General features: G+C 68.2%; 14 protein-coding genes. 7 read left to right on the top strand and 7 right to left on the bottom strand.

The genetic code is table 11. The features are described 5' to 3' along the window. Positions 1 to 26: 26 nt before the first annotated feature. The 4 genes from purH to QE379_RS01900 all read right to left on the bottom strand — a co-directional run bounded on the left by purH (position 27) and on the right by QE379_RS01900 (position 5,737). Positions 27 to 1,646 carry a bifunctional phosphoribosylaminoimidazolecarboxamide formyltransferase/IMP cyclohydrolase gene (purH, locus tag QE379_RS01915; protein WP_306997302.1) on the bottom strand — a complete coding sequence of 540 codons (1,620 nt, stop codon included), beginning with the start codon at positions 1,644 to 1,646 and terminating at the stop codon, positions 27 to 29. Positions 1,647 to 2,058: 412 nt separating this feature from the next. Beyond that, entirely contained in the window at positions 2,059 to 3,801 is a 1,743-nt protein-coding gene (locus QE379_RS01910) for a heparinase II/III family protein (RefSeq protein ID WP_307003037.1), read from the bottom strand. 5 nt (positions 3,802 to 3,806) lie between these two features. Beyond that, positions 3,807 to 4,463: a ribulose-phosphate 3-epimerase gene (gene rpe / locus QE379_RS01905; RefSeq protein WP_306997300.1), complete on the bottom strand. Its 657-nt coding sequence runs from the start codon at positions 4,461 to 4,463 to the stop codon at positions 3,807 to 3,809. A gap of 32 nt (positions 4,464 to 4,495) precedes the next feature. Then, a complete protein-coding gene (locus tag QE379_RS01900; protein WP_307003036.1) occupies positions 4,496 to 5,737 on the bottom strand; it encodes an RsmB/NOP family class I SAM-dependent RNA methyltransferase in 1,242 nt (413 codons plus the stop codon). 168 nt (positions 5,738 to 5,905) lie between these two features. Between QE379_RS01900 and QE379_RS01895 the strand changes: the two genes are divergently transcribed. Next, positions 5,906 to 6,067: a DUF1674 domain-containing protein gene (locus QE379_RS01895; RefSeq protein WP_306997298.1), complete on the top strand. Its 162-nt coding sequence runs from the start codon at positions 5,906 to 5,908 to the stop codon at positions 6,065 to 6,067. 207 nt (positions 6,068 to 6,274) lie between these two features. On the opposite strand, the gene argB is transcribed toward QE379_RS01895, so the two are convergent. Both argB and QE379_RS01885 read right to left on the bottom strand, forming a co-directional pair. Next, positions 6,275 to 7,174 carry an acetylglutamate kinase gene (gene argB, locus QE379_RS01890; RefSeq protein WP_306997296.1) on the bottom strand — a complete coding sequence of 300 codons (900 nt, stop codon included), beginning with the start codon at positions 7,172 to 7,174 and terminating at the stop codon, positions 6,275 to 6,277. 60 nt (positions 7,175 to 7,234) lie between these two features. Further along, positions 7,235 to 7,894, bottom strand: a complete 660-nt coding sequence (locus QE379_RS01885) for a queuosine precursor transporter (RefSeq protein WP_306997293.1) — start codon at positions 7,892 to 7,894, stop codon at positions 7,235 to 7,237. A gap of 263 nt (positions 7,895 to 8,157) precedes the next feature. On the opposite strand from QE379_RS01885, the gene QE379_RS01880 reads away from it, so the two are divergent. The 5 genes from QE379_RS01880 (at position 8,158) to QE379_RS01860 (ending at position 11,690) form a co-directional block, all read left to right on the top strand. Beyond that, positions 8,158 to 9,555 carry a M20/M25/M40 family metallo-hydrolase gene (locus QE379_RS01880; RefSeq protein WP_306997292.1) on the top strand — a complete coding sequence of 466 codons (1,398 nt, stop codon included), beginning with the start codon at positions 8,158 to 8,160 and terminating at the stop codon, positions 9,553 to 9,555. A 79-nt stretch (positions 9,556 to 9,634) separates the two neighbouring features. After that, positions 9,635 to 9,934 carry a PadR family transcriptional regulator gene (locus tag QE379_RS01875; protein ID WP_306997290.1) on the top strand — a complete coding sequence of 100 codons (300 nt, stop codon included), beginning with the start codon at positions 9,635 to 9,637 and terminating at the stop codon, positions 9,932 to 9,934. Beyond that, the gene (locus QE379_RS01870) at positions 9,931 to 10,554 is read left to right on the top strand and encodes a hypothetical protein (RefSeq protein WP_306997288.1); all 624 of its coding nucleotides are present in this window, start codon (positions 9,931 to 9,933) and stop codon (positions 10,552 to 10,554) included. Before QE379_RS01875 ends, QE379_RS01870 begins: the two co-directional genes overlap by 4 nt. A 10-nt stretch (positions 10,555 to 10,564) precedes the next feature. Further along, on the top strand, positions 10,565 to 11,260 hold the full coding sequence (locus QE379_RS01865) for a hypothetical protein (RefSeq protein WP_306997285.1): 696 nt from the start codon (positions 10,565 to 10,567) through the stop codon (positions 11,258 to 11,260). Between the two features lie 103 nt (positions 11,261 to 11,363). Further along, entirely contained in the window at positions 11,364 to 11,690 is a 327-nt protein-coding gene (locus QE379_RS01860) for a hypothetical protein (protein ID WP_306997283.1), read from the top strand. An 89-nt stretch (positions 11,691 to 11,779) separates the two neighbouring features. On the opposite strand, the gene rpoZ is transcribed toward QE379_RS01860, so the two are convergent. After that, complete coding sequence (gene rpoZ / locus QE379_RS01855) at positions 11,780 to 12,124, bottom strand: DNA-directed RNA polymerase subunit omega (RefSeq protein WP_042486773.1); 345 nt, start codon at positions 12,122 to 12,124, stop codon at positions 11,780 to 11,782. A 158-nt stretch (positions 12,125 to 12,282) separates the two neighbouring features. On the opposite strand from rpoZ, the gene QE379_RS01850 reads away from it, so the two are divergent. After that, positions 12,283 to 13,470, top strand: coding sequence for a phosphatidylserine/phosphatidylglycerophosphate/cardiolipin synthase family protein (locus QE379_RS01850; protein WP_307003034.1), 1,188 nt, complete (start codon positions 12,283 to 12,285; stop codon positions 13,468 to 13,470). Positions 13,471 to 13,475: the final 5 nt, after the last annotated feature.

The following is a 13,475-nucleotide window of genomic DNA, read 5'->3' as shown; positions in this document are numbered from 1 at the left end:
ACCTCCCCGGACCGGGGAGGATCGGCTTAGTGCCGGAAGTGACGCATCCCGGTGAACACCATTGCCAACCCGGCCTCATCCGCCGCCGCGATGACTTCGTCGTCGCGGATCGAGCCGCCCGGCTGGATCACCGCCGTAGCCCCCGCCTCGACCGCCGCGAGCAGGCCGTCGGCAAAGGGGAAGAAGGCGTCCGACGCGACCGCCGAACCGATGGTGCGCGGTTCCGCCCAGCCCGCCTTTTCGGCGGCGTCCTTGGCCTTCCACGCCGCGATCCGCGCCGATTCCAGGCGGTTCATCTGGCCCGCGCCCACGCCCGCGGTCGACCCGCCCTTGGCATAGACGATCGCGTTCGACTTCACATGCTTGGCGACCGTCCAGGCGAAGCGGCAATCGGCGAGTTCCTGCGTCGTGGGCGCGCGCTTGGTCACGACCTTCAGCATGTCGTCGGTCAGGCGGCCATTGTCGCGGCTCTGGACCAGCAGGCCGCCCGCGATCGACTTCATCATCAGGCCGGGGCGCGCCGGGTTGGGCAGTTCGCCCGACAGCAGCAGGCGCAGATTCTTCTTCTTCGCGAAGATCGCGCGGGCTTCGGCGCTCGCGTCCGGTGCCACCACGACCTCGGTGAAGATGCCCGAAATCGCCTCGGCCGTCTCGGCGTCGAGCGGACGGTTGCAGGCGATGATGCCGCCGAACGCCGACACCGTGTCGCAGGCGAAGGCCGCCTGATAGGCCTCGAGCAGCGTCTCGCCGCTCGCCACGCCGCAGGGGTTGGCGTGCTTGACGATCACCACGGTCGGCGGGCCGTCGAGGAACTCGCTGACCAGTTCCAGCGCGGCATCGGCGTCGTTCAGGTTGTTGTAGCTTAGCGCCTTGCCCTGCAACTGCTCGGCCTGGGCAATGCCCTGGCCACCCTTTTGCGGCAGATAGAGCGCGGCGACCTGATGCGGGTTCTCGCCGTAACGCAGTGTTTCGGGATGCTTGGTGAAGGCGAGCGGCAGGGTGGCCGGGAACGCCTCGCCCTGGTCGGCAAAGGCGAACCACTGGGCGATCGCCGAGTCATAGGCGGCGGTGGCGGCGAAGGCCTTGGCGGCGAGGCGCTGGCGGGTCTTCAGCGTCGAGGCGCCGTCATGCGCTGCCAGTTCGGCCAGGAACTCGGCATAGTCGGCCGGGTCGGTCAGGATCGACACATAGCCATGGTTCTTGGCCGCCGAACGGACCATCGACGGGCCGCCGATATCGATATTCTCGATGATCTCGGGGCGTTCGGCGCCCTTCGCGACGGTCTGCTGGAAGGGGTAGAGGTTGACCACCACCAGATCGATCGCGCCGATGCCATGCTCGGTCATCGCGGCGGCGTGCGCGGGGTCGTCGCGCACCGCGAGCAGGCCGCCATGGACCATCGGGTGCAGCGTCTTGACCCGGCCGTCCATCATCTCGGGGAAATTGGTGACCTCCGAAATGTCGCGCACCGGCAGGCCGGCATCGCGGATCGCCTTGGCGGTGCCGCCGGTCGAGACCAGATCGACGCCCCGCTCGGCCAGCGCACGGGCCAGGTCGATGACGCCGGTCTTGTCGGACACCGACAGGAGCGCGCGGCGGACGAGCACCTGATCGACGGAAGGAGCGGAGGGAAGCGAAACGGCCATCGGGCAGCGAGTCCTACATGCTGGGGGAGTTTGCCGACCCGATAGACGCCGATTCGCCGAAGCGCAAAATGTTCCTCCCCGGCACGGGGAGGTGGCAGGGCAAAGCCCTGACGGAGGGGGGCTTCCACACAGAACATCCCTTGTGGCGATCCCCCCTCCACCATGCTTCGCATGTGTGTGGGCGAGATGGTGCCCCCGGCACCATCTTGACGTGCCGGGGGCACGTCAAAGCTCACACACCCTCCCCGTGCCGGGGAGGAATTTACGGGTTCGCGCGGAGGCGCGGAGAACGCGGAGGGGTTTGACCCGGTGGCAAACCCCTCGGATCCTCAACCGGCCGGAGTGGAAGCCTTGCCAGAGCGGCGATTCCGCCATCTCTGCGTTCTCCGCGCCTCTGCGCGAACAATCCCTCTTAAAGCGCCCGCTTGAACGCCCAACTGACATGCGCACCGCCCGCCGGAGTTTCGCCCGTGACGACCAGTTGCTGCGTCGCCACCGGACGGCCCGAGCCGTCGATCCATAGCGACTCCTCGATCGCCAGCGTGCCGCCGCGACAGCGGAACTGCCATAGCGCACCGTCGTCCAGCCGCAGGATGGCCTGGCCGCTCTCCGCCGTCACCATCGCCTCGACCCCGTCGCCCAGGTGGAAGCGCAGCGCGAAGGAGGTGCTGCCCGCCTGCCGCTTGCGCCCCTCCGGCAACAGCGCGTCCTCGCCGCGCAGTTCGCGTCCGTCGCCGGTCAGCAGCAACTGGCGGCGATGGGTGAAGCCATAGCGGCGGACATAGCCGTCATGGCTCGCCTCGATCCGGCTGGCCGCGTCGGATTCCTGACGGCTCAGTTCCACCTCGGCCACCCCGCGCCCCAGCGTGCCATCGGCATGGATGGCGGTGGAGTTGGAGTCACCCAGGGTCAGCGTCGAATGCGCCGCCGTGGTGCGCAGGCCATGCGCCAGGCTGGCGGGCACCTGTGCCACGGTCGCGCGCGCGCCGCCGCAATTGACGACGATCCGTTGCGCCCCGTCCGAAAACTCGAAGGCCAGCGTCGAGGCGCAACCGCCCTCGATCGCGCGCGCGATGGGCGGGGGCGCGGCGTCCATGACCAGCACCGCCTGCGCCGCCGCCAGCCGCTGATACCCCCAGTCGCCCGCCTGGCGCAGCGGCCGGGTCCGCACGCCCGATGCCTCGATCACGGCGGCGATCCGCTCCGGCGTCTCGGGGCCGGAGCCCTGCCAGCTCGACAGGGCGCGGTCGCCGTGCATTACGCCGAGCAGTACCGAGATCATCTTCTGCAACCGCGCCTGGAACGGGTCCGGGAAGGCCAAGCCTCGTGCGTCATAGACTTCGCGCATCATGGTCAGCAGCATGACGGCATCGAGTTGCACCGAAGGACTGCGCGCGATGACGCCGCCATCCGCGAACAACCCGGTGTCGAGCGCGCGGGCCAGCCCGGCCTCGCCGAACGCCTGGCGCGGATCGCCGCCCGCGAGCAACAGCCCCGCCGCGATCACCCCGCACCATGCCGCGATCCGCGCGACCCCGGCGGGGGCCTTGTCCGCGCCGCGATCCAGATGCCGCGCCCCCCGTGCCATGGTGTTGAGCACCCGCGAGCGATAGACGAGATCGGTCGAGGACAGGATCAACGGCGCATGCGCGGTCCAGAACAGGATGCGCCGCCCCCACAAATCGGGTCGCCACGCCATCGCATCGACCGTCTCGGCAAAGGCGTCGAGCCATCGGCCCATCAGATATTCGGCGATCGGCGCGCCCTGTTGCCGGGTCGCCACCGTCGACAGGTCGCGCAGCCAGGCGAAGCTGTGCAGATGGTCGGCGAACCCGGTCGACCAGTCGGGTCGGGCGAAATCGATCGACTCGACCCCGCGCTCCTCACCGCGCCAGTCCAGCACCCCGCCGAGCAGCGCATGGCCGCGCTCGATATCGCCCAGGATCGGGTCCTCGGGCACCGCCATCAGCTTGAGCGGATGCCGTCCCTTCAACCGCAGCGAATGCAGCGGCGTGCGCCAGGTCAGCCGGTGGAGATGCTCGCTCAACCGGTCGGCAAGCGACAGGCCCCCGGTCTGCACCCGGACGAGGCGCTTGCCCTCCTCGATGCTGTCCGCGCCGTTGGGGGCGGGGCCGCCCTGTTCCTGACTGCGCATCCCGCTCAACCGCGCAAGGCGGCGATGTTGGCGGCGTAATGCGCCGGGCCGCCCCGGAACGCGGCGGTGCCCGCGACCAGCGCGTCGGCCCCCGCCTCGATACAGCGTTTCGCCCAGGCCGGATCGACGCCGCCGTCCACCTCCAGATCGATGGCGCGGCCGCTATGGTCGATCATCTTGCGGATCGCGGCGATCTTCTTGAGCTGGCTTTCGATGAAACTCTGTCCGCCGAACCCCGGATTGACGCTCATGACGAGGACCAGGTCGACCATGTCGATCAGATAATCCAGCATCTTGGCGGGGGTGCCGGGGTTCAACACGACCCCGGCGCGCTTGCCCAGCCCCTTGATATGCTGGATCGTGCGGTGGATGTGCGGCCCCGCCTCCGGGTGGACGGTGATCGTGTCCGCCCCCGCCTCGGCAAAGGCGTCCAGATAGGCGTCGATCGGCGAGATCATCAGATGCACGTCGAACGGCTTGGCCGTGTGCGGGCGCAGCGCCTTCACCACCGCCGGGCCGATGGTGATGTTGGGCACGAAATGCCCGTCCATCACATCGATGTGGATCCAGTCGGCACCGGCGGCGTCGATGGCCCGGACTTCTTCGCCCAAGCGGGCGAAATCGGCGGACAGGATGGAGGGAGCGATACGCACGGGAAGCATGAATTAACCCTTATCGCGATCTCGCGCCCAAGTCAGCCTTTGCGTTGCAGCGTGGCGATGAAGAACCCGTCGAGCCGCCCTTCTTTCGCGAGCATCGTCGGCAGGGTGCGGATCGTGCCCTTGTCGGTGATACCGGGCCAGTCGCCGGTGATCGGGACGAGCGCGTAATCGGGGCGCGCGTCCAGGAACGCCGCGATCTGCGCCTCGCCCTCCTCGGGCTCCAGCGAGCAGGTGGCATAGACCATCGTGCCGCCGGGTTTCAGCCAGTCGGCCGCGCGGGTCAGGATCGCGCGCTGCAACGCCGCCATCTCGGCGATGATCGCGGGGCGGACGCGGTAGAGCACGTCCGGGTGGCGGCGGAAGATGCCGCTGGCGCTGCACGGCGCATCGACCAGAATGGCGTCGGCCTGCGCCTTGGGCTCCCATTCGCGCAAATCGGCGGTGACGATTTCGGCGGATTGACGGGTGCGCTCCAGATTCTCGCTCAGGCGGGCGAGACGCGATTCGGACTGGTCGATCGCGGTGACGGTCCACCCGGCGGCGGCGAGTTGCAGCGTCTTGCCCCCCGGCGCGGCGCACAGGTCGAGCACATGCCCCTTGCCCTCTCCCAACAGGCGCGCGGGGATCGAGGCGGCGAGATCCTGCACCCACCAGGCCCCTTCGTCGAAGCCCTGCAACTCCATCACCGCGTTGCCCGAGGGCAGGCGGACATGACCGGGCAGCAGGCTGGTCCCGCCCAGCTTTTCCACCCATTCGGCGGTGGCGGCGGGATCGGCCAGCGTCAGGTCGAGCGGCGGCGGCGCGGCGATGGCGTGGGCGGCGGCCTCGACCATCTCCTCACCCCAATTCGCTTCCCAGCGCGCTTCGGTCGCATCCGGCAGCGCAGGGATTTCGGGGAGCAGCACGCCGCTCTTGGTGATGGTGCTGAACACGCCGTGGACCAGCTTGCGCGGGCCACCATCGACCAGCGGCAACACCGTCGCGATGGCGGCATGCGGCGGCGTGCCCAGCGCCAGCACCTGGACCAGCGCGATCCGCAGCGCGAAGCGCGCCTTGGCGTCATCGGGCAGTCGCTGCTTGGTCGCCGAGTCGATCAGTGCGTCGAGGTCGGGCAGGCGGCGCAACGTCTCCGCCGCGATGGCATGGGCCAGCCCGCGATCCGGCCCGCCCGCCAGCGCGCGAGTCGCCGACGCCAGCGCGGCCTCCAACGGTTCCCCCCGGCGCAGCACCGCGTCGAGCAGACGGATGGCGGCGCGGCGCGCGGCAGTGCCCAGCGGCTCGGTGGGGCGCTGCTGACGCCCGCGCCGGTCCTCGCCCTTGGGCGGTCCGCGACGATCGGGACGGCCACGGCTCGGCGATTGGGGAGGACGTGTCACTTGGCAAAACTCCTGTCAGCCCCGACATGGGCTGCAATATTTGCCCCTTAGTCGAAAGGACCGCCCATGGGCCAGCGCCCCGACCATGTGAAGCCGCCCGCTTACCTTTCCCAGAACCCGCCGGTGCCGCAGCCCGAGGCCAGGCCGGAGCCGCGGGAAGATCCGTTGGGGAAGAACCCGGTGCGCTATGGGGACTGGGAGTTGAAGGGGGTCGCGGTCGATTTCTGACCAGCCTCCGCCTCTTTCTTAAGCCCCTCTCCCGGCAGGGGGAGGGGTTGGGGAGGGGCAAGGCCGCAGGCGATGGTCTCTGCGAGACGCCCTGCCCTCCCCCATCCCCTCCCGCCTGCGGGAGGGGCGTGCCTGGGGCGAGCGAACGCCCCCCAACCCCCGTTCAGCCTGAGCGAAGTCGAAGGCTATGCCCCGACCTCACCTCAATCACCGCCGAACGAGCGTCCCCGCTCCCTGTCTGGTGAAAATCTCCAGCAGCATCCCATGCGGCACCCGCCCGTCCAGGATCACCGCCGCATCCACCCCGGCCTCGACCGCCGAGACGCAGGTCTCCAGCTTCGGGATCATCCCGCCCGAGATCGTCCCGTCGCTACGCAATTCCGCGATCCGCGCGGGATTCAGGTCGGTCATCAACTCGCCCTGCTTGTCCAGCACCCCCGCAACATCGGTCAGCAGGAAGAATCGCGCCGCGCCCAGCCGCGCGGCGATCGCGCCCGCCATGGTGTCGGCGTTGATGTTATAGGTGTGGCCGTCCAGCCCGATGCCGACCGGCGCGATGACGGGGATGATGCCGTCGGCGCACAGGCTTTCGATCAGGCGCGGATCGACGGCCACCGGCTCGCCGACGAAGCCCAGATCGACATGCCGCTCGATCCCCTTCAACGGATCGGCCTCGCGTCCCTGCACCTTCTCGGCGATGACGAGGCCCGCATCCTTGCCCGAAATGCCGACCGCACGGCCGCCGGCGGCGGCGATCCAGCTCACGATTTCCTTGTTGATCGATCCCGCCAGCACCATCTCGGCGATCTGCGCGGTTTCCTTGTCGGTCACGCGCAGGCCGTTGACGAACTGCGACTCGACGCCCAGCCGCTTGAGCATCGCGCCGATCTGCGGGCCGCCGCCATGGACCACGACCGGGTTGATGCCGACCGCCTTGAGCAACACCATATCCTCGGCGAAGTCGCGCTGCCGTTCGGGATCGCCCATGGCGTGGCCGCCATATTTCACCACGAAGGTCTTGCCCGCGTAACGCTGAAGATAGGGCAGCGCCTCGGTCAGCGTCTCGGCCTTGGCGAGCAGGGCGGCGTCGGGATCGTGGTTGGTCATGGCGCGCCCTTTATCGCGGGTCGGGAACGGGGAAAACCGGCAATATGCGGGACAGGTCGATCAGGCGCGGTCCAGCCGCCGTCCCAGCCCCACGAACAGATAGATCAGCGGCGGCACCAGCACGGCCGACAGCGTGACCTTCGCGATCATCTGTCCCACGATCAGCTGGCCGATCGGGAAGGCCCCGTAAAAGGCGATGGTGACGAACAGAAGCGTGTCGACCACCTGGCTGAGCATGCTGGCCACCGCCGCGCGCAGCCAGAGCAGCTTGCTGCCCTCCCGCCCCTTCAGCGCGGCGAAGATGGTGACGTTCAGCGTCTGCGACACGCCGTAAGCGACGATACCGCCCAGCCAGATCCGCCAGGTCGAGCCCAGCACCAACTGGATCGCGTCGCGATTGGCCGGGATCATCTCGGGCGAGGGCGGCAGCATCCACACCACCCAGGACAGGCCCAGCGATACGAGCAACGGCACGAAACCCACCCGCACCAGCCGCCCCGCGACCGAAGGCCCATGCAGTTCCGCCACCGCGCTCGACGTCACGACCAGCAACAGGAAGGCGAAGATGCCCGCCTCCACCGCGAGCGGCCCCAGCGAGACCTGCTTGTTGCCCAGCACACCCGCGATGCACACCATGCCGCCGTAGAAGATCGACAGGGCAAACAGCGAGGGCGAAATCAGAGACTTGGCGGGGGGCGTGACGGCGTCGGGATGATCCATCGGCGATGGTTAGCGCGAAATCGGTGCGGGGCAAAGGACTTGCGCCAATACCACGCGCGGCCATGCCCCTCCACCACCGCTTCGCGGCGGTCCCCCTCTCCAAGCACAGCTTGGGGAGGAATGAACTTCAAATCCTCCCCATCTCCGATGGGGAGGGGGACCGCGCCCGCCAGGGCGTGGTGGAGGGGCAGGCTCCCTCTCCCCTTGCACCCCGCCGCCCGAACCGCTCTATTCCCGCCGAAACGAAAACAAGGGGATGACATATGCGGTTGGCGAAATGGCTTGGCGGGGTCGCCGCGACGCTGGCATTGCTGCCCGGACTGGCGGCGGCGCAGACCCGTCCCGACCAGAAGGCGTTCTTCGACCTCTACAAGCAGTTGGTCGAAACCAATACCAGCCTGTCGGTCGGCAGTTGCACCCAGGCCTCCGCGCAGATCGCCGAGCGGCTGAAGGCGGCGGGCTATAAGGACGCCGACATCACCCTGTTTTCCGTCCCCGAGCATCCCAAGGACGGCGGCATCGTCGCCATCCTGCCCGGCACCGACAAGAGCCGCAAGCCGATGCTGCTGCTCGGCCATCTCGACGTGGTCGAGGCCAAGCGCGAGGACTGGACCCGCGATCCCTTCACGCTGATCGAAGAAGACGGTTTCCTCTACGGACGCGGCACCGTCGACGACAAGGCGATGAGCGCGGTCTGGGCCGACACGCTGATCCGCCTGAAGAAAACGCCGCCCAAGCGCACCATCAAAATGGCGCTGACCTGCGGTGAGGAAACGACCTTCGCCTTCAACGGCGCGGAATGGCTCGCCAGGACCAAGCCCGATCTGATTTCGGCCGAATTCGTATTGAACGAGGGCGGCGGCGGACGGCTCGACGCGGACGGCAAGCGCGAATTGCTGGCGGTGCAGGTCGGCGAGAAGGCCGCGCAGAATTACACCTTCCTCGCGACCAACCCCGGCGGCCACAGCTCGCAGCCGACGCCGGAGAACGCGATCTACGAACTCGCCGACGCGGTGAAGGCGGTGCAGGGCTATGAATTCCCCGTCGTCCTGACCGACACCACCCGCGCCTTCCTGACCGCCACCGGGCAAAAGGTCGGCGGACAGTTGGGCGATGCGATCACCCGGCTGCTCGCCGATCCGAACGACAAGGCGGCGGACGCGATCGTCAGCCAGGACAAGGCGCTGCACTCGACGCTGCGCACCACCTGCGTCGCGACCTTGTTGCAGGCGGGCCATGCCGAAAACGCCCTGCCCCAGCGCGCGACCGCCAATATCAACTGCCGCATCTTCCCCGGCGAGACGGTCGAGGGCACGCTGGCCAAGCTGAAAGAACTGGCGGGCCCCAAGATCACCGTCACCGCCAACCAACCCGTCCGCCCGACCGCCATCCCGCCCAAGCTGGACCCGAAGGTCATCGGGCCGATGAAGACGCTGGCAGCGAAACACTTTCCCGGCGTGCCGCTGGTCCCGATGATGTCGACCGGCGCGACCGATGGCATCTTCTTCCAGGCGATCGGCATCCCCGTCTATGGCGCGCCGGGTATCTTCATCGAAAAGGACATGTCGGGCATCCACGGTCTGAACGAGCGGATTCGGGTCACCGCGCTCTATGACGGGCGCGACTATCTCTACGATCTGGTGCGCGCCTACGCCTATTGACCGTGGCGCGGGCGGCGTCGGTCCGGCGTCGCCCGCCAGTGTGCTTGACTCTTAAATCTACATATGTCGTATTGCGGACATGATCCGCCATCGACAGCCTTCTCGACAGATGCGCGCCCTGCTCGCCGCGATGATGGCCGACGCCGCGACGTGGCGGCATGGCTATGACCTGATGAAGGATACCGGCCTGTCGTCGGGGACGCTCTATCCGCTGCTGATGCGGATGACCGAGAAGGGACTGGTCGAGTCGGAATGGCGCGATCCGGCGCAACCCGGACGGCCTGCGCGCCATGTCTATCGCCTGACCGCCGCCGGGATCGCGCTGGCCCGGTCGCAGGACGATGGCGACGCGGCCCGCGCGGCATGGGCCCCCGCATGAGCGGCGTGCTGGCGGAGCGGATCGTGGCGCTCGCCGTCCGCTGCCTGCCGCCGCAGGAGCGGTCCTGGGGCCAAGCGATGCAGGCCGAACTCGAAGAGGTCGCGGCCCATGGGCCCGCCCTGCCCTTCGCGCTGGGGTGCCTGATGACGGCATGGCGACGCCTGCCGCTGCACCGCGAGGGGCGGGCGCTGCTGGCGAGCCATGCCCTGACGATCGGGCTGATCCTGCCCTTCGCGGCCTTTCATGTTCAATGTGGCCTGCGCGGGGCCTATTTCCTGATCTCGGGCCGCGATCCCTATTACACCGTCCTGACCATGGGGAGTGCTGCGCAACAGGCGCGGGCCGCGCTCTATCGCGACATGACGCCTGCCGTGACGGTGCTGCTGTTGCTGCTGGGGCTGGCGCATATGCTCCTCGCCTGGGCGGTGGTTCAAAGGCGTTGGCGGCGGGCCGCGATGCTCTGGCTGGTGGCGGGCGTCATCGCCGCCGCGACCGTCATCGTCATCGCGCCGATCGCCACGCCGACCGGCATCGTCGTGCAATGGCTGGCGCTGGGCATCGAGATGCTCGCCATTCCCATCCTCGCCCGCTGGCGGATCGCCCCTACGCCCTGTCCCTGATGGAGGTCCCATGACGTCACTGTTCCTGCTCGCGGCGCTGGTCGCGGGCGACGTTACCCCTGCCGCGATGCAAGGCGCACGGCTTCGCGCCGGGTCCGCCTGCTACACGCTGACCGCCGACGGAAAGGCGATGGGTACCACGCTCCAGACGATCACCGCGACCCGCGCGGGCGGCAAGCCCGCCTGGGACATCGTCGTTCACCAGAAGGTCGGCAACGGCGCGTTCGACATGCGCGACCATTTCGTCGTCGACCGGCGCACGCTCCTGCCGCTGCATATGGATAGCCGGCGCGGCGTCGCGCGGACCGATCGCGGCTGGCACCGGATCGCGCTCGACTATGCCGGGGGGCGGATCACCGGCACGCGTGAGACCGTGAGCGGCACGACCGCGATCGATGTCGCGGCGGACCAGCCGGTCTGGGACGGCAATTTATGGGGCGTGACCTTCGCCGCGCTGCCGCTGGAGCACGGGGCTCGCTACACCCTACCCTTCTGGCAATATGACAAGGGCTTCGGCCGGTTCACCGCGCGAGTCGTCGGGCGTGAAAGCGTGGACACCCCGTCCGGCAAGGTCACGGCCTGGATCGTCGAGGCGGGCGAAGATCCGGCGCACCTTTTGCGATACCACATCGCGCGCAGCCCGCGTCAGGAACTGGGCTATAGCGCCGGATCGCATGGGCAGCGGCTGGGCGGCACCTGTTCGTGATCCGAAGCTGGCGCGTGGCTGAACGCCGCCGCCACGATGGGTTCAGGATAGGGGGCGTATCACCTCATCATCCGGGAGCGGATCGATGTCTTGAGGTGTCGCGATGACCATTCGCAAAACTGCTTTGCTGTTCGCACTCGCCGGGGGCGCGCTGCTCGCCTCCACCGCCGCCACGGCCCAGTCCTGGGGCTATGATTCCTATCTGGCGAACCAGGCGCATCAGGATGCGCGATACCGTGCCTATCAGGCGGGCCGGGATCAGCGCGCCGCCGATGAGGCTGCCTATTATGGCGATTACCGCGCTGCGGACGCCTATGCGCACGACGCCGCCATCCGCCGGTCGGAGGCCAAGCAGGCGGCCCGCTTCGCGCATGAGGAGAAGAAGGCGGCCTATTGGGGTTCGTGGCGGCATCACGGCTGGGGCTGGTAAGCACCGGCGCTGCCTGCCCAGCCCAAACGAAAAAGGGGCCGACGCGATGAAGCGTCGGCCCCTTTTTTCAGGTCGATCGCGCCGGGCGATCAGCCGTCGTAGTCGGCACCCAGATTCTGGTTGCGCGGCGGTGCGGCGGCGGTCAGGCGCAGCGCCTCGGCCGATGCCTGGAGGCTGCCGACATCGTCCGCCTCGTCCTCGTCATCGATCTGGACGCGCTGCAGGCTGTTGACCACGGCTTCTTCCAGATGGGTCGGACGGACCGTTTCCTCGGCGATCTCGCGCAGCGCGACGACCGGGTTCTTGTCGCGATCGCGATCGACGGTCAGGTCGGCCCCGCCCGAAATCTGACGAGCCCGCTGCGCCGCGAACAGCACCAGATCGAAACGGTTGGGAATCTTGTCGACGCAATCCTCGACGGTGACGCGCGCCATGCGTGTGTCCTTCGCAAATAATGCTGGGATGAAAGCGGGCCACCTAACAGCAAAGGGCGGACAAGTCAAAAGCCTTGGCCAAAGCGCGGCGTCGTGCAACGCCCCAGTCGCCTCGATCGTTACGCTTTCGAGAGGATCATGTCATCGAAGCGCCCGTAATCTCGCAAGGCCCTCCCCCTGAGCAACCGGTCTTTCGGGTCGGTGACGACGCGCTGATCCTGCTCGACACCGGGCCCCGGCGGCTGGAGGCGGTGCTCGACCTGATCGACGGGGCGCGGGTCAGCCTGCGCATCCTCTATTATATCTATGCCGATGACGAGACCGGGCGGCGCGTGCGCGACGCGATGATCGCCGCGGCGCGACGCGGGGTGGCGGTGTCGGTGGTGGTGGACGGGTTCGGCGCGGGCGCGGACGAGGCGTTCTTCCGCCCGCTGGTCGACACCGGCGCGCGACTGTCGCGGTTCGAGCCGCGCTTCGGTCGCCGCTATCTGCTGCGCAATCACCAGAAGCTGGCGCTGGCCGACGCCGAAGGGCCCGCCCCGCGCATCATCATCGGCGGCTTCAATATCGAGGATGATTATTTCGGCACCCCCGCCGACCAGAGCTGGCGCGATCTGGGCCTGCTGGTCGAGGGACCGGCGGCGGCGCGAATGGCGGGCTATTTCGATGCGCTCTACGACTGGACGGAGAATCCCAAGGGTCGGTTGCGCAACCTGAACAAGGCGCTGGCGCATTGGAGCGAGGCGAAGGGGCCGCTGCGCTGGCTGATCGGCGGACCGACCCGACGGCTGTCCCCCTGGGCGCGGACGGTGCGCGACGACATGCGGCGCGGGCGGCGGATCGACCTGATCGCCGCCTATTTCACCCCCAGCCCGACCATGCTCCGTCGCCTCGACCGCGCGGGGCGGCGCGACGCGGAGGTGAGGATCGTGACGGCGGGGAAGTCGGACAACCAGGCGACGATCGCGGCGGCGCGCTTCACCTATGCGGGCCTGCTGCGCAAGGGCGTGCGAATCTTCGAATATCAGCCGACCAAGCTGCACACGAAGCTATATGTCATCGACGATGCCGTGCATATCGGCTCCGCCAATTTCGACATGCGCAGCCTGTTCGTGAACCTCGAACTGATGCTGCGGGTGGAGGACGCGGCCTTTGCCGCCCATGTCCGCGCCTATGTCGATGGCGAGGTCGCGCGATCGGAGGCGATCACGCCGGACTGGTACAAGCGCCAGACCGGCTGGTTCCAGCGGCTGCGCCAGTTCGCCGCCTATATCCTGATCGCGGTGATCGATCCCTCGGTATCGCGGGGGCTGAACTTCGGGATCGATTCGCCGGACGGGGATTAGGACGT

It is taken from the genome of Sphingomonas sp. SORGH_AS_0879 (assembly GCF_030819175.1).
Lineage (GTDB): Bacteria > Pseudomonadota > Alphaproteobacteria > Sphingomonadales > Sphingomonadaceae > Sphingomonas.
Note: the sequence above shows the minus strand (reverse complement) of the source record. Positions and strands in the feature narration are given on the sequence as shown.